Origin of the sequence: Duganella sp. 1411 (assembly GCF_017833525.1) — a bacterium.
Taxonomy (GTDB): domain Bacteria; phylum Pseudomonadota; class Gammaproteobacteria; order Burkholderiales; family Burkholderiaceae_D; genus Rugamonas.
Window position 1 is genome coordinate 2,182,968 of record NZ_JAFICD010000001.1, and the last position, 20,441, is coordinate 2,203,408.

Below are 20,441 nucleotides of genomic sequence, written 5' to 3' on the forward strand. Positions count from 1 at the left end.
AGTTCCAGCGGCAGTATATTCCTTATGCGGATGGCTGAAAACGCTTTTTGATCATCCGGCTTCGGGCAGCTCGAAGCCCAGCGTGAGCTTACAGCCGCCGCCCGGCACATACGGGCCGACCTCGAAGCTGCCGCCCAGCGCCGCCACGCGCTGCGCCATGCCGATCAAGCCGAAGGACTCGTTCTTGCCGCGCTCGTGGGGCGCGAGGCCAATGCCATTGTCCGCCACGCTGAAGACCAGACGCGCGCCCCGCGCCTCCAGCGCGATGTCGACATGGCTGGCGCGCGCGTGGCGCCGCACGTTGCTCAACGCTTCCTGCAGCCCGCGGAACAGCACGATCGCCATATCCGGCGTGATCGCCGCGAACGTCGCCTCGTCCGGCAACGTCAGCGCGCAGGCGATGCCGCTGCGCTTGCGGAACTCGACGGCCTGCCATTCCATCGCCGCCTGCAAGCCCAGGTCCAGCACCGCCGGACGCAGTTCGTTCATGATGCCGCGCACGTTGCGGATCGTCGTGTCGATGTTGGCCAGCACCCCGTTGACGCGCTGGTGCAGGTGCGGATGGCGCGTGCCGGTGCGGGCGCTGAGCATCGAGATGTCGATCCGCAGCGCCATCAGGTTCTGTCCCAGCTCGTCGTGGATGTCGCGGGCGATGCGCTTGCGCTCATCTTCCTTGACCGTCTCCAGGTGCTCGGCCAGCTTGCGCAACTGCTCGCGCGATTCATGCAGCGCCGCCGCGGTGCGTTTGCGCTCGGCCACCTCCAGCATCAGCAGGCGGTTCGCCTCGGTCAGCTCGGCGGTGCGCGCCGCCACCCGCGCATCGAGCTCGCGCGACAGTTTGAGCAGGTCGGCCTCGGCCCGCTGGCGCGCGGTGATATCGGAGAACACGCCGATGAAATGGGTGATGGCGCCGTCGTCGTCGCGGATCACGGTGAGCGACATCGCCGCCACGTAGGGCATGCCGTCGCGCCGGCGGTTGAACACCTCGCCCTGCCACCTGCCGTAGCTGCACAGGCAGCGCATCGCCTCGGCATGGAATCCCAGCGGATGGGCACCGGGCCGGCCCAGGAAGCGCGGATCGCGGCCCAGCGCCTCCTCCACCGGGTAGCCGGTCAGCCGGGTGAAGGCGGGATTGACGGAGACGATTTTCTTTTCGGTGTCGCACACCATCACGCCCTCGCCCATGCTATCGATCACCTGGAAAGCGCGCCGCCGCGCGGCCTCGCGGGCGCCGGCGCTGCCGATGTCGGTGAGGATCATGCGGCACTTGCGGGCGGCGATGTCCAGATTGGCCTCGATGTGCAACTGGCGCGGCGCGCCGCCGCGGTTCGCCCCGAACAGCGGCACCTCCAGCACCGCGCGCTGTCCGCTGACCAGCAGCTCGGCCAGGAACCGGCGCAGGACGGCCTGCGCCTGCGGCGCGACGAACTGTTCGAACGACCTGCCCACCAGTTGTTCGCGCCGGCACGCCAGCAAATTGCCGGCGGCGTGGTTGGCGCGCGTGATGCGGCCCTCCGGGTCGAGCGACAGATAGCCGGCCGGCGCCTGGTCGTACAAGACCGCATAGTGCTCGCGCGCCATCTCGGCCAGATCGCGCTCGGTCTGCACCTCGGCCAGCGCCACGTTCTGCATATCGAGCTCGATCTGGCTCACCTGCAGCTCGTGCCAGCGCTTCAACTCGTCGCTGTCGGCGCCGAGCGGCGGCGCCCTGCCCGTTTTGGCCAGCGCCGCCACCGCCTGCTCAGCCACATAGCGCAGCTGGTCGGGGTCGAGTTCGGGGCGCTGGCGCTTGTTCATGCGGGCCCCGGGCCTTTTTGCATGGACCGCAGTTGCGCCTCCAGCAGTTTCGATTCGGTGATGTTGATGAAAGTGACCACCACGCCGTCGATCACGTTCTCCACGGTCCGGTAGGGCATGATGCGCACCGTGTACCATCCGCCGCTGCGCGTGGCGATCTGCTTTTCGCAGAACACCAGCGTGCGCAGCACCTCGTGGGCGTCCGCCTCCAGTTCCGGATACTGCAGGTCGTTGACGATGTCGCTCAACGGCCGCTGCACGTCGGCCGGTATAAGCTTGTAGATCTGCGTGGTCTGGTCGGTGAAGCGGCGGATGCGCAGCTTGTTGTCAAGGAAGATGGTCGCAACGTCGGTGCTGTTGAGGAGATTTTTCATGTCGCCGTTGACCAGCGACAGATCGTCCACCTTGGACTGCAGCTCGGCGTTGACGGTGTACAGTTCCTCGTTGAGCGACTGCATCTCCTCCTTGGAGGTGGTCAGCTCCTCGTTGGTCGACTGCAGTTCCTCGTTGGTCGACTGCAGCTCCTCGTTGGCCGACTTGAGCTCCTCGCGCGAGGTCTGCATCTCATCGCGCACCGCCTGGATCTCCAGGCGCGCCTGCGCCAGCTGCTGTTCCAGCTCCAGCACCTGCGGATTGGTCGAGCGCGAGCGGCGTTTTTCCGGCGGCAGCGGCACGCTGGCGAAGGTCACCATCAGGGTGCCCGACAGCGAGCCCGAATCCGGCATCGCCTCGGCCGTCAGGTCCAGCGCGTGCGAGGGCTTGCCCGCGTCGTCGCGCTGGATCAGGCCACGCATGACGATCATCTCGTCGGTCTGCGCGGCGCGCTTGAGCAGGTCGGCCAGCTCGTGGCGCAGGCTGTCGCGCGCCATCGCGTGGATATTCCAATTGGCCTTGCCGGCCGCCGGCTCCAGGTAGGCGCCGGTGCGGCCATGGATGTACAGGATGTCGCCATGGACGTTGAGCAGCACGGCGGCCGGAGCGTGCTTTTTCAGCAGCAGCTGCTCGACCTGGGTTTGAAGATTACCGTTCATTGTTGGGTTGCTAGGCTCGCTGGCAGAAGGAATCGACACGCTGTTGACACGCGTGGGGAAGTAGTTGGCCACCCGGTGGATGGAGGCGTCCAGCCGCCGGTAGATGCGGCCGGCGCCGGTCAACGGCGCGAACAGTTCGTTGAAACGGCCCGGCGTGTCGGCGCTGCCCAGCATCAGCAGCCCGTCGTGCTTGAGCGCGTAGTGGAACAGCGGGATCAATTGCTCCTGCAGCTTGGCCGTGAAGTAGATCAGCAGGTTGCGGCAGCACAGGATATCGAGCTTGGTGAACGGCGGATCGGAGATGATGTTCTGCCGCGCGAAGATGATCGTGTTGCGCACGTCCTTGCGGATGCGGTAGCCGCCCTTCTCGGCCGGCATGAAGTAGCGCTGCAGCAGTTCGCTCGAGACGTCGGCCTCGATCGCGGAACCGTACACCCCCTGGCGCGCGCGGTCGATGGCGTCGTCGTCAAGGTCGGTGGCGAAGATCTGCAGCGTGTAGCGCGCAGTCGGCCGCACCCGCTCGAGCACCTCGTTGAAGGCGATCGCCAGCGAATAGGCCTCCTGGCCGGTCGAGCAGGCCGGCACCCAGGCCTTGAAGGCGGCGCCCTCGGGGTGCTCCGCCAGCAGCTGCGGCAGCGCGCTCGCCATCAGGTACTCCCACACCTTGGGATCGCGGAAGAAGTTGGTCACGCCGATCAGCAGTTCCTTGAACAGCAGGTCGACTTCGGCCGTGTTCTCGCGCAGGTAGCCGACGTAGGCCGCCACCGAGACGCACTGGCACAGCTTCATGCGGCGCTCGATGCGGCGCATGACGGTGCTGAGCTTATAGTCGGAAAAATTGGCGCCGGTCTGTTTGAGCAGCAGCTGGAACAACTGCCGCAGCGCGTCGCGCTGGGCCGCGGCCTGCGCCGGCAGGCCGTCTTCCTGGGCCCCGCGCCACTCGGCGATGTGGGCCGGCATGTCCGCCGGCGGTACGACCATGTCGACCACCTCGGCCTCGATGGCGCTGAGCGGCATGGGATCGAAGCGGGCGCTCGCCGGCGGCTGTGCCAGTGTCAGGCCACCGTTCTCGCGGATTGCCGCCAGTCCCACCGTGCCGTCCGCGCCCATGCCGGAGAAGACGATGCCGACCGCGCGCTCGCGGCCATACTCGGCCAGCGCGCGGAAAAAACTATCGATCGGCAAGCGAAGGCCACGCCCGCCGGACGGCGGTAGCACGGCGAAGCGATCGCCCTCGAAACCGAGGTCGCGGTTGGGCGGTATCACATACACGTGATCCGCCTCGACCTCCATGCCGTCGGTCACCTCGGTCACTTTCATGCGCGTGACCCGCTGCAGCAGCTCGGGCAGCATACCTTTGTGCAGAGGGTCCAGATGCTGCACGACGACATAGGCGAAGCCGCTGGAAGGCGGCACGCCGGCGAGGAATTCGCAGATCGGATCGAGGCCGCCGGCCGAGGCGCCGATGCCCACCACCGCGGCCACGGCGGCGGACGAACGCACCGGCGCGCCGTCGGCGGAAGCGACAGGGACTGGCGTGGCGATGGTAAGGGGGCGTTTCGTCATCGTGGCATTAAAACCGACCGTAGGATGCGCCGCCCGCGGTACAACGCAACGACCATGCAGGAGGCAGTGAATGTGGTTTTTGTCTACATCTTGCCAGATGATTATACAAAGGTCACGCTGAAAAACCAAGCGGACGCGCCGGCCCCCGCCGCCGGACGCCCGCTACTCGCCGCTTGCAGCATGCCAGCCGCCGCCGAGCGACTGGATCAGCGCGATCGCGGTGGTCTGGCGGTCTACCTGCGCTTGCACCAGCGCGCGGCGCGCCGTCAGCGCGGTCGTCTGGGCGGTGACCACGTCGGTGTAGCCGACCTGGCCGGCGCGGTAGCGGTTCAGCATCTGCGCCTCGACCTGGTCGGCCGCCTCGGAGGCGATGCGGCGCAGGTCCTGCTGCGCCGCCAGCGCGCGGGTGGCCGAGAGCTGGTTCTCGACGTCGGCGAACGCGCTCAGCACCGTCTGCCGGTAGCGGGCGATGGCGGCGTCGCGCGAAGCCTCGGCGCCGGCCACGCGGGCCTTGGTGGCGCCGGCGTCGAACAGCGTCTGCGCCGCCGACAGGCCCAGCGACCACAGGCTGTTGGACGCGTTGAACAGGCCCGAGGCGGCGTTGGCGCCGAAGCCGTAGGAGCCGGTCAGGTTCAGGCTCGGGAAGTAGGCGGCGCGGGCGATGCCGATTTGCTCGTTGGCGGCGGCCACCGAGCGCTCGGCGGCGGCGATGTCCGGGCGGCGCTGCAGCAAGGTCGATGGCACGCCGGCCGGCACGTCGGGCACCGTCATGTTCCACGGCGCCGGCGCCAGCGCGAAGTCGCTGGCGGCCTTGCCCAGCAGGACCGCGATCGCGTGTTCCAGCGTGGCGCGCTGGCGCACCAGGGTGACCTGGTCGATGCGCGCATTGGCCAGCTGGGTTTGCGCCTGCAGCAGGTCCGACTTGGTGGTGACCCCGGCGTCGAAGCGGTTCTGCGTGATCTGCAGCACGCGCTCGTAGCCCTCGGTGGTGGCGTCGAGCAGCGCCTTTTCGGCGTCGGCCTGGCGCAGCTGGAAGTAGTTGGTGGCCAGCTCGCCCTGCGCCGACAGGCGCGCGGCCGCCAGGTCGGCGGCGCTGGCCTGCAGGCTGGCCTTGGCGCTGTTGGTGCCGGCGCGCAGCTTGCCCCAGATGTCCGGCTCCCAGCTGGCGCCGATGTTGGCGCGGTACTGGCTGGCGGTGCGGGTGTCGCCGCCGCCACCGGAGCGGGTGGCGCTGCCGTTCAAATCAACGGCCGGGAACAGCGCAGCGCGCTGTTCGCCCACCAGCGCCCTCGCCTGCGCGTAGTTGGCGGCGGCGACGGCGACGTTCTGGTTCGAGACCTCGATGCTCTCGGCCAGCTGGTTGAGCAGCGGATCGCCGAACAGCTGCCACCACGGGCCGCGTTCGAGCGTGTCGGCCGGCGCGGCGGCGGTCCAGCCGGCGGCAGCCTTCTCGGCGTCGCTGGCGGTTTCCTTGAAGGCCGCCGGCGACGGCGTCTCCGGCAGCTTGTAGGCCGGGCCGACGGCGCAGCCGCCGGCCGCCAGCGCCGTCAGGACGGCAAGCGCGATCGATTGATAACGCGGCGTTCGGCGGGAATTCGGTGCGTGTTTGCTCATGGTGTGCTCGGCGACGGATCGCTGTGAATTTTGCTCAATTGTTGTTCGGACGGACCGCGGCGGCGCAGCTTGTCCATCAGGATGTAGACCACCGGCGTGGTCAGAAGCGTCAGCAGCTGGCTGGCGATCAAGCCGCCGATGATGGCCACGCCCAGCGGCCGGCGCAATTCCGAGCCTTCGCCGAAACCGATCGCCAGCGGCAGCGCGCCCAGGGCGGCGGCCAGTGTCGTCATCAAAATGGGGCGGAAGCGCAGCAGGCAGGCCTCGCGCACCGCCGACAGCGGCGTCAGGCCGCGCGAGCGCTCCGCCTCCAGCGCGAAGTCGATGATCAGGATGGCGTTCTTCTTGACGATACCGATCAGCAGGAAGATGCCGATCAGCGCGATCGTCGAAAACTCCATCTTGAAGATCAGCAGCGCCAGCACCGCGCCCACGCCGGCCGACGGCAAGGTGGTGAGCACGGTCACCGGGTGCACCAGGCTTTCGTACAGGATGCCCAGCACGATGTAGATCACCACGATGGCCGCCAGGATCAGCAGCGGCAGCGACTTGTTGCTGTCCTGCGCCGTCTTGGCCGAGCCGGCGAAGCTGCCGCGCACATTGTTCGGCATGCCGATCTGCGCCTCGGCGGCCGCGATATCGGCGGCGGCGTCGGACAGGCTGGCGCCGTCGGCCAGGTTGAAGGCGATGGTGGTCGACAGCTCGCCGTCCTGGTGGTTGATCGACGTCGCCGCCGAGCTCTCGGCGAAGCTGGCCAGCGCCGACAGCGGCACCATCGTGGTGGCCGTGGTGCTCAGGGCCGAACCGGAGGACGCGTCCCTGACGGCCGGCGCGGCGACGTTGGCGGCGGTGGCCGTGCTGGCGGTGGCGCTGGTGCCGCTGGTGCCGGTGCCGCTGGCGGTGGTCGTCGCCGTCGGCGCGCCGGTCGGATTGCTGGCGGTCGGCGCCGGCAATCCCTTCGACGGCACATACACGTCCTTCAGCGATTCCGGACTCCTGCTGTATTCGCGCGCCACCTCCATGATCACGTGATACTGGTTCAACTCGCCGTAGATGGTGGCCACCTGGCGCTGGCCGAAGCTGTTGTAAAGCGCGTTGTCGATATCCTTGGCCGACACGCCCAGCCGCGACGCGCTGGCCTTGTCGATGGTGACATAGGTTTCCACGCCGTTTTCGGCCTGGTCGCTGTCGACATCGACCAGCGATTTCTGCGCCTTCATGGCGTCGGCCAGGCGGCTGGCCCACTTTTTGAGGTCGGCCTGGTTGTCGCTCTTGAGCGTGTACTGGTTGTTGGCGTTGGCCTGGCGGCCGCCCGAGCGCAGATCCTGGACGGGACTGAGGAACAGGCTCACGCCCGTCACCCTGGCCAGCTTGGGCCGCAGGCGCGCGATCACCGCGTTGCCGGCCACGCTGCGCTCCCCGGCCGGCTTCAGGTTGATGAACATGAAGCCGCCGCCGGCGCGCCGTCCGCCGGTGAAGCCGACCACGGTGGCGACATCGGGATCGTCCTTGATGATGTTGACCAGCTGGCGCAACTTGCCCTGCATGGCCTGGAACGAGATGCTCTGGTCGGCGCGGATGCCGCCGCTGACCTGCCCCGTGTCCTGCTGTGGGAAGCCGCCCTTGGGTATGGCCGCGAACAGATAGACATTCAGCCCGATCACGAACAATAGGCTGAGCATCACCAGCCACACGCTCGACAACGCCCAGTCCAGACTGTGCTCGTAGCCCTTCAGCACCTTGTCGAAGCCCGCCTCGAAGAAGCGCGCCACGCGGCCGGGCGGCTTGGCGTGGTGGTCCGGCTTGAGCAGCCAGGCGCACATCATCGGCGTGGTGGTCAGCGAGATCACCAGCGAGATCATGACCGCCGCCGACAGCGTGATGGCGAACTCCTTGAACAGGGCGCCGAACTGGCCGCCCATGAACAGCAGCGGAATGAACACGGCGATCAGCGAAAGGCTGATCGACAGCACGGTGAATCCGACCTCGCGCGCACCCAGCAGCGCGGCCGACAGGCGGTCCATCCCCGCCTCGATATGGCGGGTGGTGTTTTCCAGCACCACGATGGCGTCGTCGACGACGAAGCCGGTGGCAACCGTCAGCGCCATCAGCGACAGGTTATTGAGGCTGAACCCAAGCAGGTACATGACGCCGAAGGTGCCCAGCAACGACACCACCGTGGCCACCGCCGGCACGATGGTCGCGCGCAGGTTGCGCAGGAAGACGCTCACCACCAGCACCACCAGCAGGATCGAGATGATCAGCGTGACCTCGATCTCGTGCAGCGACGAGCGGATCGAATTGGTGCTGTCGCTGGCGACGTCGATATTGACGTCCGGCGGCAGCTGCGCCCGCAGCGACGGCAGCTGCGCGCGCACGCTGTCGACCGTCTCGATGACGTTGGCGCCGGCCTGGGGCCGGATCAGCACAATGATCGCCGGCTGGCCGTTGAACAGGCCCAGATTGTTCTGGTCCTCGACGCCGTCGACCACCTGCGCCACGTCCTTCAGGCGGATCGCCGTTTGGTCGCGCCATCCGACCACCAGGTTCTGATAGTCGCCGGCGCTGCGCCCGCCGCTGGCGTTGGCCGACTCCGAATAGATTTGCAGGCGCCGGCCGTGGCCCTGCAGCGCCCCGCGCGGACGGTTGGCGTTGGTGGCCTGGATCGCCGCGCGCACGTCCTCCATCGACAGGCCGTAGCGGTTCAGCGCATACGGATTGAGTTCGACGCGCACCGCCGGCAGCGAGCTGCCGCCCAGCTCCACGTCGCCCACGCCGGTCACCTGCGACAGGCGTTGCAGCACCGTGTTGGAGACCTCGTCGAAGATCTGCCCCGGCGTGCGCGTTTTGGACGTCAGCGCCAGGATCATCACCGGCGCGCCGGAGGTGTTGGCCTTGCGGTAGGTCGGATTGCTGCGCAAGGTGGCGGGCAGGTCGACGCGGCTGGCGTTGATCGCCGCCTGCACCTCGCGCGCGACCGAGTCGACGTTGCGGTTCAAATCGAACTGCAAGGTGATGTTGCTGGAGCCGGTGCTGGAGCTGGACGTCATTTCGTTGACGCCGGCGATCACGCCCAGGTGGCGCTCGAGCGGCGTCGACACGCTGCTGGCCATCGTCGCCGGGCTGGCGCCGGGCAGCGATGCACTGACCGAGATGATGGGGAAATCGACCTGCGGCAGCGGCGCCACCGGCAGCACGAAGAACGCGCCGATGCCGGCCAGCGCCAGCCCGCACGTCAGCAGGACGGTGGCGATCGGCCGCTTGACGAATGGCGACGACAGATTCACGGCGCACCACCTTCGACTGCGGAGGATTCGCCCGCCGGCGCGGCGCGCCTGCGGCCGCCGAAGCGCCGCCCCAGGCTGTCGAAGCCGAGATAGATGACCGGCGTCGTGAACAGCGTCAGCAACTGGCTGACAATCAGGCCGCCGAAGATCGCCAGGCCCAGTGGCCGGCGCAGTTCCGCGCCCTCGCCCCAGCCCAGCATCAGCGGCACGGCGGCGAACAGCGCCGCCAGCGTGGTCATCAGGATGGGGCGGAAGCGCAGCAGCGCGGCCTGGTGGATCGCCTCGCGCGGCGGCTTGCCCTCCTCCCGCTCGGCCTCGATGGCGAAGTCGATCATCATGATCGCGTTCTTCTTGACGATGCCTATCAGCAGAATGATGCCGATGATGCCGATCACGCCCAGGTCCTGGCCGCTGATCATCAGCGCCAGCAAGGCGCCGACGCCGGCCGACGGTAAGGTCGACAGGATCGTCAGCGGATGGATATAGCTTTCATACAGCACGCCGAGCACGATGTACACGCAGATCACCGCCGCCAGGATCAGCCATAACTGGTTCGACAACGAGGCCTGGTAGGCGCCGGACGCGCCGAGGAAGGTCAACGTCGCCGACGCCGGGAACTTGATCTCGGCGGCGGCCTGCCTGATGCTGTCGACCGCCGTGCCGAGCGAGACGCCGGGGGCGGTGTCGAAGCCCAGCGTGGTGGCCGGATACTGCGCCACGTGCGTCACCTGCAAAGGCGCCGAACGCTCGGTGATGGTGGCCAGCGCCGACAGCGGCGTGGCCTTGCCGGACCCGGTGCGCAGCTGCAGGTTGCCCAGGTCGCGCGGCGTGGTGATGTCGTCGCTTTTGGCCTCCAGGATCACGCGGTACTGGTTGGTCTCGGTGAAGATGGTCGACACGATGCGCTGGCCGAAGGCGCTGTACAAGGCGTCGTCGATCGAGGCGGCGGTGACCGACAGCCGCGAGGCGGTGTCGCGGTCGACACTGACGTAGGCGGCGTTGGCGCTGGCGCCGACGTCCGAGACGACGTTGCGCAGCTCTTTCTTGGTGCGCATGCGCTCGGCCAGTTTGGTGGCCCATTCGTTGACGGTGGCGTTGTCGGCGCCTTCGATCGACACGCGGAACTGGGTCGGGCCGGTTTCGGCGTCGATGGTCAAGTCCTGGGTCGGCTGCAGATACAGCGTCAGGCCGGGAATCGCGGCCACGCGGCTGCGCAGGCGGTCCATGGTCTCCTGCTGGCTGCCGGTGCGTTCGCGTTTCAGGTTGATCAGCATGCTGCCGGTGTGCAGCATGGTGTTGTTGGCCGCGTCCACACCGACCACGGAACTGAGCGTGGCCACGTCCGGGTCCTGCAGCACCACGCGCGCGGCCTGCTGCTGCAGGTCCGCCATTTTGGCGTACGACACCGCCTTGCCGGTCTCCAGGCGCGCCTGCAACTGGCCGGTGTCCTGGGTCGGGAACAGGCCTTTCGGAATCACGACATATAGCAGCACCGTCAGCAGCAAGGTGGCCAGCGCCACCAGCAGCGTCAGGCCGCTGTGCGCGAGCACCCAGGTCAGCGAGCGGTCGTAATGGCCGATCACCCAGTCGAAGAACTGCTGGAAGCGCCGGGCGAAGCGGCTCTGCTTTTCCTCGCCGTGGGGCTTGAGCCAGCGCGCCGACATCATCGGCACCAGCGTCAGCGAGACCACGGCGGAGATCAGGATCGTGATCGCCAGCGCCATCGCGAATTCGCGGAACAGCCGCCCCACCACGTCGCCCATGAACAGCAGCGGAATCAGCACCGCGATCAGCGACACCGTCAGCGAGATGATGGTGAAGCCGATCTGCTTGGCGCCCTTGAGCGCGGCGGCCATCGGCGTCTCGCCCTCCTCGATGTAGCGCGCGATATTCTCGAGCATGACGATGGCGTCGTCGACCACGAAGCCGGTGGCGATGGTCAGCGCCATCAGCGACAGGTTGTTCAGGCTATACCCGAGCAGATACATGATGCCGCAGGTGCCGATCAGCGAGATCGGCACCGACAGGCTGGCGATCACCGTCGCGCGGATGCTGTGCAGGAAGGCGAAGATCACCAGCACCACCAGCAGCACCGCCAGCACCAGCTCCATGCCCACGTGTTCGACCGAGGCGCGGATGCCGGTGGTGCGGTCGCTCAGCACCTCCAGCTTGATGGCGCCCGGCAGGCCGGCCTCCAGCTCCGGCAGGCGCGCCTTGATCGCGTCGACCGTGGCGATGACGTTGGCGCCGGGCTGGCGCTGCACGTTGAGGATGATCGCCTGCTTGTTGCCGGACCACGCGCCCAGCTCCACGTTCTCCGCGCTGTCGACCACCTGTGCCACGTCGGACAGGCGCACCGGCGCGCCGTTCTTGTAGGCCAGGATCAGATTCTTGTAGTCCTTGGCGGCCACCAGCTGGTCGTTGGCGTTGATGGTGTAGGCGCGGGTGGGGCCGTCGAAGCTGCCCTTGGCGCCGTTGGCGTTGGCGGCGGTGATCGCGGTGCGCAGCGTGTCGAGCCCAAGCCCGTAGGACGCCAGCGCATTGGTGTCGGCCTGGATGCGCACCGCCGGCCGCTGGCCGCCGCTGAGCGTGACCAGGCCGACGCCCGAGACCTGGCTGATTTTCAGCGCCAGGCGCGTGTTGACGATGTTCTGCACCTCGGTCAGCGGCATCGTGTCGGAGGTGATCGCCAGCGTCAGCACCGGCGCGTCGGCCGGGTTAACCTTGGCGTAGACCGGCGGCGCCGGCAGGTCGGTCGGCAGCAGCGAGGAGCCGGCGTTGATGGCGGCCTGCACCTCCTGCTCGGCCACGTCCAGCGTCTGGCCCAAGCCGAATTGCAGCGTGATGATGGAGACGCCGGCCGCGCTGGTGGAGCTCATGCGCTGCAGGCCGGCCATCTGGCCGAACTGGCGCTCCAGCGGCGCCGTCACGGTCTGCCCCATCACCTCGGGGCTGCCGCCGGGGTACAGCGTCTGCACCTGGATGGTGGGGAAATCGACCTGCGGCAGCGCCGACAGCGGCAGGAACTTGAAGCCGACCAGGCCGGCCAGCACGATCGCCAGCATCAGCAGCGAGGTCGCCACCGGCCGCTGGATAAATGGAGCGGATGGACTCATTATTGCGCCGCGCCCTGTTCTTTGCGGTGGCGGCGCTCGTGGGCCGGTGCGGAGGCGCCATCTGCCGCCGCGGAAGGCGCGCCGCTGGCGGCGCCCTGCGCACCGGCCCTGGCGCCGCCATGCGAGCGCTGTCCGCCCGCGCCGGCGCCCGGCAAGGTCACCTTGGCACCTTCCTTGAGGCGGTCGGCGCCCTCGGTGATCACCTGCTCGCCCGCTTGCAGCCCGCTGGCGATCTGCACCTTCTCGACGGTCGCCTCGCCGCGCGTGATGGGGCGCATGGTCACGCTCTTGTCGTCCTTGAGCACCCAGACGAAATCGCCCTTGGTGCCGTGGCGCACCGCGTTAACCGGCACCATCACCGCATCCTTGATGGTGCGCAGTTCCAGGCGCACGTTGACGAACTGGCTCGGGAACAGCGTGGACTTGGCGTTGGCGAAGCGCGCCTTGGCCTTGACGGTGCCGGTCTGCGTATCGACCTGGTTGTCCATCGCCGCGAACATGCCGTTGTCGAGGGTGTTGGTGCGGGTGCGGTCCAGCGCCAGCGCCGGCAACGAAGCGCCGTCGTTCACGCGCTGCATCACGCCGGGCACGCTGTCCTGCGGGATCGAGAATTCCACATCGATCGGCGACAGCTGCGTGATCACGGCGATGCCGGTGGCGTCGCTGGAACCGACCAGATTACCGATATCGACCACGCGCAGGCCGACACGGCCCGTGATCGGAGCGATCACCTTGGTGTAGCCCAGATTGAGCTTGGCCGTGCCCTCGGCCGCGCGGTCGGTCATGACCGTGCCCTCCAGCTGCTTGACCAGCGCCGCCTGCGTATCGACGTCCTGGCGGGCGATCGAATCCTGTCCGAGCAGCGTCTGATAGCGTTTCAGCGTGAGTTTGGCGTTTTCCAGCTGCGCCTCGTCGCGCTGGCGCTGGCCGCTGGCCTGCAGCAGCGCCATCTCGAACTGGCGCGGATCGATTTGCGCCAGCACCTGGCCGGCCTTGACCATCTGGCCCTCCTTGAACAGCACCTTCTGCAAAATACCGGATACCTGCGGTCGCACGGTGGTGGTGGCGGCGGCGGTCACGGTGCCGAGCGCCTCCAGCGTCACCGGAATGTCGGCCTTCTGCGCCGCCGCGACGCCGACGGTGGTGGCGGGCGTGCCACGGCGGCCGCCGCCACCGCCGCCGGGGCCTCCCGGGCCGCCCGGGCCTCCGGGACCGCCCATGCCGGGAGGTCCGCCGGCCGCCGGACCCGTGGCTGCCGGCTGGTGCGTCAGATACCAGGCCAGGCCACCCAGCCCCGCCATCGCGGCGACGGCGATCAGGCCGCCGACGACTTTACCGCGACGGCTGCGCTTTGGAGGGTTGACGTTCTGTGTCGGCTTGGCTTGCGAATCCATTGTTATCCTTTTATTGGCTTGCATGTCCATGGCAAAAACACCATGACGATTGATGCGTGGACTCTAGCATATGCACCCTGCCCTGTCAGTCGCCTGCAACCCCGGGTTACAAACTCGCTACAAATCCCGGGTTTTCCCCACGGGGCGTTCACACCGCTTTACATTTCTTTACGGATTTGACATTCCAGCGACATGCCGGCGCGGCAAACTGGCCCTTTGAATCATGGACATGACGGGCGATGACGGAGCTTGTGAAGCCGTGTCCCGGTCCGTAGAATGAACCGCATGAACACGACAAACGACCGCATCCTGCTGGTGGAGGACGATCCCCGCCTGGCCGAGATGCTCACCGAATATCTGAGCCAGTCCGGCTTTCGCGTCACGCACGCGCCCAACGGCCGCACGGCCGTCGGCCACATCGCCGCCGGCGAGGCCGACGCCGTGGTGCTCGACCTGATGCTGCCCGATATGGACGGCCTGGAGGTCTGCCGCCAGGCGCGCGCCGTCTCCGACGTGCCGGTGCTGATGCTTACCGCGCGCGGCGACGCCATCGACCGCATCGTCGGCCTGGAGATGGGCGCCGACGACTACCTGCCCAAACCGTTCGAGCCGCGCGAGCTGCTGGCGCGGCTGCGCGCCATCCTGCGCCGCCGCGTCGATCTGGGTCATTTGGACAGCGCGAACCGGAGCGCGGGATCGGTCGCGCGCGGCCACTTCCTGCGCTTCGGCCGGCTCGAGATCGATCCCGATTCGCACTCCGCCAAGCTTGACGGGGTCCCCTGTGAGCTGACCGCCTACCAGTTCGACCTGCTGCTGGTGCTGGCGCGCCACGCCGGCCGCGTGCTCTCGCGCGACAGCCTGATGGAGCTGCTCAAGGGTGAGCCGATCGAAGCGTTCGACCGCTCCATCGACGTCCACATGTCGCGCATCCGCGCCGCCGTGGAGGACGACCCCAAAAAACCGCGCCGCATCATCACCGTGCGCGGCGCCGGCTACCTGTTCGCCAAGGTGCAGGATTGATGAAGCGACTGAACCTCGGCCTGCCGCGCCTGTATTTCCGCTTCTACGTCGCGATACTGGTCATCCTGTTGCTGTTCTCGCTGGCCGTGCGGCAGGTGTGGAGCCGCAGCGGCGGCCCGCTGGAGCGCTCCAACGTCACGCTGTCGCACGTGATGCAGAACGTGCTGGCGCCGCCGGACGCGCCGCGCGAGCAGCAGCAGGCGGCTCTCGAAAACGTGGCCAAGGGCCTCAACGCACACATGACGCTTTATACGCGCGACTGGAAGACGCTGGCGGTGGTCGGCGACCAGATCCCGGCGCGCCACTGGCGCCAGCGCGGCATCACCGGGCCACCGCCGGAATCGTTCGTGCGGCTGCCGGATGGGCGCAAACTGCTGTCGAGCGAACCGCTGGGCTTCACGCGGCCCAAGGCGATGCTGAACAACGCGCTGCTGCTGCTCGCCGTGGGGATCGGCATCGCCGCCTTTCCGCTGGTGCGCGGGCTGACCAGGCGAATCGAGCGCCTGCAGCACGGCGTGGAATCGCTGGGCGCGGGCGATTTGAAGGCGCGGGTGCAGGTCGAGGGCAATGACGAGGTGGCGCGGCTGGCGCTCAGCTTCAACCGCGCCGCCGACCAGATCGAGCAGCTGGTGGGCGCGCACAAGACGCTGCTGGCCAACGCCTCGCATGAACTGCGCACGCCGCTGGCGCGCATCCGGCTGGCGCTGGAACTGATCAAGGACGGTGTCGATCCAAAGCGCCGCGCCGGCCTGGAACAGGATATCGCCGAACTCAATGAACTGCTCGACGAGATCCTGCTGGCCAGCCGCCTGGGCGCGGTGGTCGACGATACGGAGTTCGAGGAGCTCGATTTGCTGGCGCTGGCGGCGGAGGAATGCGCGCGCTACGACGACGCGGTGCTGGACGGCGAATCGGCCGTCATGCAGGGCGATCCGCGCTTGCTGCGGCGCTTGTTGCGCAATCTGCTGGAGAACGCGCACCGGCACGGCAGGCCGCCGGCGAACGTGCGCATTGGCAGTGCCGAGCGCATGGCGGTGCTGACGGTGTGGGATGACGGGCCGGGGATTCCGGAGACGGAGTTCGAGCGGGTGTTCGAACCGTTTTATCGTCGCAGGAATACCCGCGACAACAGCGGCGCCGGCCTGGGATTGGCGCTGGTGCGGCAAATCGCGCGACGCCATGGCGGCGAGGCGCGCTGCGTGCTGATGGCCGATGGCCGCAGCAGCTTCGAAATCACGCTACCGCTGGCAGCCAAACGTAGGGCGGATTAGCGAAGCGTAATCCGCCATGCATGCGTTACCGACGGCCCATGCCGATTACGGCGACTCGCACAAACAATGCGTAATCGCCGTGAACGGCTTACGCGACGCCGTCAACTCCGACAACCACCCCAGGTCACTGGCGATACCGGCCGCCGCGCTTGGCGGCAGACCGGTGCTGGCGGCCACACCCAGATTCACCTGCTTGGTGATCGCCTTGGCCACCGCCTGCGCCGCCGAACCACCGATCATATCGATCACGCGATCGAACTTGCTGGTCTCGCGCTCGATATACACCACGCGGAAATCGCCGCCCAGATTGGCGCGCTTGGCCGCCGACTTCAGCGCATCGTTGTAGCTGCCCAGCGTATCGACCAGACCACGCTCCTTCGCCTGCGCCCCGGTCCACACGCGGCCCTGCGCCACCGCGTCGATTTTCTCCGGCGTCGTCTTGCGCGCCTTGGCCGCGCGGGTCGTGAACTCGGCGTAGATATGGTTGATGCTCCCCTGGATAACCTGCGCGAAGCGCGGATCGAGCGGACGCAGTGGATTGCCGGCGTCGCCCAGCCAGGTGGTCGGCTGGCCGGCGGTGTGGATGCCCAACTTGTCGATTACCTTGTCGGCGGTCGGCAGAATCGCGAACACGCCGATCGAGCCGGTGACGGTATTCGGATCGGCGATCACCTCGTCGGCCGCCATCGAGATCCAGTAGCCGCCGGAAGCGGCCACGTTGCCCATCGAGACCACCACCGGCTTGCCGGCGGCGCGGGTCAGTTCCAGCTCGCGGCGGATCAACTCCGAGGCGAAGGCGCTGCCGCCTGGCGAATCGACCCGCAATACGACGGCCTTGATGCCATGGTCCTCGCGCGCGGCGCGTATCAATTTGGAGGTCGAATCACCGCCGATGGCGCCCGGACCGGTGCTGCCGTCGCTGATTTCACCCTGCGCCACGATCACGCCGACGGCGTCGCCGGTGAGCTTGTTCGGCACGCGCGCCAGGTACTCGTCGAAGCCGACCTGGCGGAAGCTCTTGCCCTCGGCATCGAGCGCGCCGCGGTTGATCATCATCTGGCGGATTTCATCGCGGGTTTTGAGGCCGTCGACCAGCTTGGCCGACAGCGACAGCTTGCCCATGTCGCCATTGACCGCCGCCACCTGGGCCGGCAGGTCGTTGATGGTCTTCATGATCTGCCCCTGCGGCAGCTTGCGCGCCTTCTCGACGTCGGTGGTGTAGGACGTCCACAGCGCGTTGTTCAGATACGATTCGGCCTCGGTGGCCGCCTGCGACGGGCCGTTGGCGACATACGGCTCGCCAAAGCTCTTGTAGGTGCCCACGCGCAGCAGGTTGACCGTCACGCCCAGTTTGTCGAGCGCGTCGCGGTAGTAGTTGCGGTAGCGGCCGAAGCCCTCCATCAGCACCATGCCCATCGGGTGCATATACACCTCGTTGGCGTGGGCGGCCAGCAGATACTGGCGCTGGTCGTAGCTGGAACCCCAGGCCACCACCGGCTTGCCGGCCGCCTTGAACTTCTCCAGGCCCGCCGCCACTTCGCGCAGCGTAGCCTGGCCGCCGCCTTCCATTTCGTCGGTCAGCAGCACGGCGGCGCCAATCGACGGATCCTTGGCGGCCGTGTCGAGCACCATCAGCACATCGCGCAGCTGCATCATCTTGTGCGCCTCGCCGCCGCGCGCGGTGTTCAGCAGCGCTTCGCGCGCGTTGACGTTGGACTGTTCGACCAATTGCCCCTTCAGGTCCAGCACCAGGGTGGTCTTGGGGCCGAGCGGCTTGAAGCCGCCGCCGAAGATCGCATAGGCCAGCGCGATCAGCAACACCAGGAACAGCAGGTTCAGGATCGTGCGGCGGCCGGCGTCGAGCGCCCGCCAGAAGAAAGCGAAGCCGCTACGGAGATAGGAAAACGGGGATCGGGCCATTGATACTCCAAGTGATTGCGTAATTTACAAGATCATACTGCATGCGGCCTGCGCCGTCCCGGCACCGATATCAGGAGCAAGCCCCCAAACACCAGCAAGCCGTTCATGATAAGCAATTCCAAGCCCAGACGATAGTTACCGAATAGTAATTTTTGATTGACATCAATCGCATAACACAGCGCCGGGCCGGCCAGCGCCACCAGCGGCACCCAACGGTCGCGCACCGCGCGCCGGGTCAGGATACCGAAGGCGAATAGTCCCAGCAACGGGCCATAGGTATAGCCGGTCAGCTTCAGCACAAGGCCCACCATGCTGGCATTGTCGATCCATTTGAACATCAGCACCAGCAGCAGGAACAGCGCGCAAAAACCCAGGTGGACGCGGTGGCGCAGCCGCACCGTGGCCGCTTCGGCCAAGTCCGTACGGCGCTGCAGGCCGAGGATGTCGATGCAGAAGGTCGACGTCAGCGCGGTCAGCGCGCCGTCGGCGCTGGGGAACAGCGCCGATACCAGGCCGACGAAGAAGATCAGCTGCAGCGCCGCCGGCATGTGGCCCATGACGACGGCCGGGAAGATCTTATCGCCGCTGGCCGTCAGGCCGACCGTGGGCGCGTACAGGTACAGCAGCCCGCCGAGGAACATGAACAGCGCCAGCACGGCGGACAGGATCACCGTCAGCATCAGCATGTTCTTTTGCGAGTCGCGCAGGGTCTTGACGGAGATATTCTTCTGCATGATCTCCTGGTCCATGCCCGTCATCGCCAGCACGATGAAAAAGCCGGCCAGCACCTGCTTCCAGAAATAGGCCGGGCTGTCGACCGACGTGGTGACCACCCGCGTCAAGCCTTGCGCGTGCATCTGCGCCAGGCTCTCGGGCAGGCTCAGGTCCATGTCGTGCAGCAGCCAGGCGACGCAGATCACCAGCCCCACAACCATGCCGGTGGTTTGCAGCGTGTCGGTCCAGACGATGGTTTTCACGCCGCCCTCGTAGGTGTAGAGCAGGATCATGGCCAGGATCACCAGGGTCGTCAGCCAGAACGGCACGCCCATGGCGTCGAGGATGGTGATCTGCAGGATGTTGACGACCAAATAAAGCCGCGCCGAGGCGCTCAGGGTGCGGGACAGGATGAAGAACGCGGCGCCGCTCTGATATGAACGCCGGCCGAGGCGCACATCCAGATAATGATAGATCGACGTCAGCTTGAGGCGGTAGTACAGCGGCAGCAGGATATAGGCGACGGCGACGTAGCCGAGCGCATAGCCGAGGATCACCTGCAGGTAGCCGAAGCCGTCGCGGCCGACCGCGCCCGGCACGCTGATGAATGTGACGCCGCTCAGTGTAGTGCCGACCATGCCGAATGCGACCAGCATCCAGTTGCTGCTTTTGTTACCGATGAAGAAGCTGTCGTTGGTGGCGTTGCGGGAGGTGCGCCAGGCAACCGCCAGCAGCAAGGCGAAATAGGCGAAGACCAGGCAAAACAGCGAAACAGCAGACATGAGGGTTATCCAGCGGCAAGTGATTCAAATCGCCGCCAATATACACCGCCGTCCGCGCCGGTGGGCGGGCGCTCAGCTCACGGCGCGTTCCAGGGCTGCGCTTTCGACACGACGGCGTCCGCTTCCAGCAGCGGCTCGAGCGCGGCGGCGGGCACGTCATGCTCGAGGATGAAATCGCCGATGCCGTTGACATGCGCCACCCGAAACGGCGCGCTGGTGCCCAGCTTCTCGTTCGTCGCCAGCACCGAGACGTGCGCGCTGGCGGCGACCAGCGCGCGCTTGAACTGGGCGTCGGCGGGATCGAAGGCGCTAACGCCGGTGGACGCGGCCACCGCGCACGCGCCCAAAAACAGGCGGTCGATATTCATCGCGGACACCGTGGCGATGGCGCCGGCATCGACGCTGCCGCCCAGCGCCGGCGTGACCACGCCGCCGACCAGGATCAGGCGCAGGCCGGGCCGGCGCAGCACGGCGGCGGCGACGTCGATGGAGTTGGTCGCCACCGTCAGGTTCTGGTCCTCGTCCAGAAAGTCGACGATGGGCAGGTTGGTGCTGCCGCAATCGATGAAGATCAGCTGCCCGGGCAGGACCGTCGCCGCCGCGGCGCGCGCCAGCGCCGCCTTCTGACGCTGCGCGGTTTGCTTGCGCACCGCGATCGGCTGCGCCGCCGGCACGGTGGGCAGCGCGCCGCCGTAGATGCGCTGGCATAGGCCTTCGGCCGCCAGCGCGCGCAGGTCGCGCCGCACGGCGTCTTCGGACACGGCGAATTCGGCGGCCAGCGCGGCGGCGGAGACGGATAGGCCGTCGGCCAGCCGTTGGGCGATGGCGGCGCGGCGTTCGAGGGGAAGAATTGAGGTCATGCACGATCATACCATGCATAACCGTGCATAAACAATCAGAAGTCGCCACTGGGTCGTACGGCGTGTTTT

The 20,441-nt window shown here is 67.3% G+C and carries 11 protein-coding genes; 2 read left to right on the forward strand and 9 right to left on the reverse strand.

The features are described from left to right. Positions 1 to 51: 51 nt before the first annotated feature. The 6 genes from JOD97_RS09035 to JOD97_RS09060 form a co-directional block, all read right to left on the reverse strand. Positions 52 to 1,797 (reverse strand): PAS domain S-box protein, encoded by a 1,746-nt coding sequence (locus tag JOD97_RS09035; RefSeq protein WP_209715478.1) that lies wholly within the window; start codon positions 1,795 to 1,797, stop codon positions 52 to 54. Further along, positions 1,794 to 4,394: a chemotaxis protein CheB gene (locus JOD97_RS09040; RefSeq protein ID WP_209715481.1), complete on the reverse strand. Its 2,601-nt coding sequence runs from the start codon at positions 4,392 to 4,394 to the stop codon at positions 1,794 to 1,796. Before JOD97_RS09040 ends, JOD97_RS09035 begins: the two co-directional genes overlap by 4 nt. A 162-nt stretch (positions 4,395 to 4,556) precedes the next feature. After that, the gene (locus JOD97_RS09045) at positions 4,557 to 6,008 is read right to left on the reverse strand and encodes an efflux transporter outer membrane subunit (protein WP_209715486.1); all 1,452 of its coding nucleotides are present in this window, start codon (positions 6,006 to 6,008) and stop codon (positions 4,557 to 4,559) included. After that, positions 6,005 to 9,295 carry an efflux RND transporter permease subunit gene (locus tag JOD97_RS09050; RefSeq protein WP_209715488.1) on the reverse strand — a complete coding sequence of 1,097 codons (3,291 nt, stop codon included), beginning with the start codon at positions 9,293 to 9,295 and terminating at the stop codon, positions 6,005 to 6,007. The genes JOD97_RS09045 and JOD97_RS09050 overlap by 4 nt, the downstream gene beginning before the upstream one ends. After that, the gene (locus tag JOD97_RS09055; protein ID WP_209715493.1) at positions 9,292 to 12,411 is read right to left on the reverse strand and encodes an efflux RND transporter permease subunit; all 3,120 of its coding nucleotides are present in this window, start codon (positions 12,409 to 12,411) and stop codon (positions 9,292 to 9,294) included. Before JOD97_RS09055 ends, JOD97_RS09050 begins: the two co-directional genes overlap by 4 nt. Continuing rightward, positions 12,411 to 13,805, reverse strand: a complete 1,395-nt coding sequence (locus JOD97_RS09060; RefSeq protein WP_209715496.1) for an efflux RND transporter periplasmic adaptor subunit — start codon at positions 13,803 to 13,805, stop codon at positions 12,411 to 12,413. The genes JOD97_RS09055 and JOD97_RS09060 overlap by 1 nt, the downstream gene beginning before the upstream one ends. 285 nt (positions 13,806 to 14,090) lie before the next feature. On the opposite strand from JOD97_RS09060, the gene JOD97_RS09065 reads away from it, so the two are divergent. Next, the gene (locus tag JOD97_RS09065) at positions 14,091 to 14,825 is read left to right on the forward strand and encodes a response regulator (protein ID WP_209715499.1); all 735 of its coding nucleotides are present in this window, start codon (positions 14,091 to 14,093) and stop codon (positions 14,823 to 14,825) included. Further along, positions 14,825 to 16,096 carry a HAMP domain-containing sensor histidine kinase gene (locus JOD97_RS09070; RefSeq protein WP_209715502.1) on the forward strand — a complete coding sequence of 424 codons (1,272 nt, stop codon included), beginning with the start codon at positions 14,825 to 14,827 and terminating at the stop codon, positions 16,094 to 16,096. The genes JOD97_RS09065 and JOD97_RS09070 overlap by 1 nt, the downstream gene beginning before the upstream one ends. 45 nt (positions 16,097 to 16,141) lie before the next feature. Here the strand turns inward: JOD97_RS09070 and sppA are convergent, their stop codons facing one another. The 3 genes from sppA to JOD97_RS09085 all read right to left on the reverse strand — a co-directional run bounded on the left by sppA (position 16,142) and on the right by JOD97_RS09085 (position 20,372). After that, positions 16,142 to 18,016: a signal peptide peptidase SppA gene (gene sppA / locus JOD97_RS09075; RefSeq protein WP_209715505.1), complete on the reverse strand. Its 1,875-nt coding sequence runs from the start codon at positions 18,014 to 18,016 to the stop codon at positions 16,142 to 16,144. 32 nt (positions 18,017 to 18,048) lie between these two features. Next, complete coding sequence (locus JOD97_RS09080) at positions 18,049 to 19,512, reverse strand: sodium:solute symporter (protein ID WP_209715508.1); 1,464 nt, start codon at positions 19,510 to 19,512, stop codon at positions 18,049 to 18,051. A 77-nt stretch (positions 19,513 to 19,589) separates the two neighbouring features. Then, positions 19,590 to 20,372, reverse strand: a complete 783-nt coding sequence (locus JOD97_RS09085; RefSeq protein ID WP_209715511.1) for a DeoR/GlpR family DNA-binding transcription regulator — start codon at positions 20,370 to 20,372, stop codon at positions 19,590 to 19,592. Positions 20,373 to 20,441 lie beyond the last annotated feature (69 nt).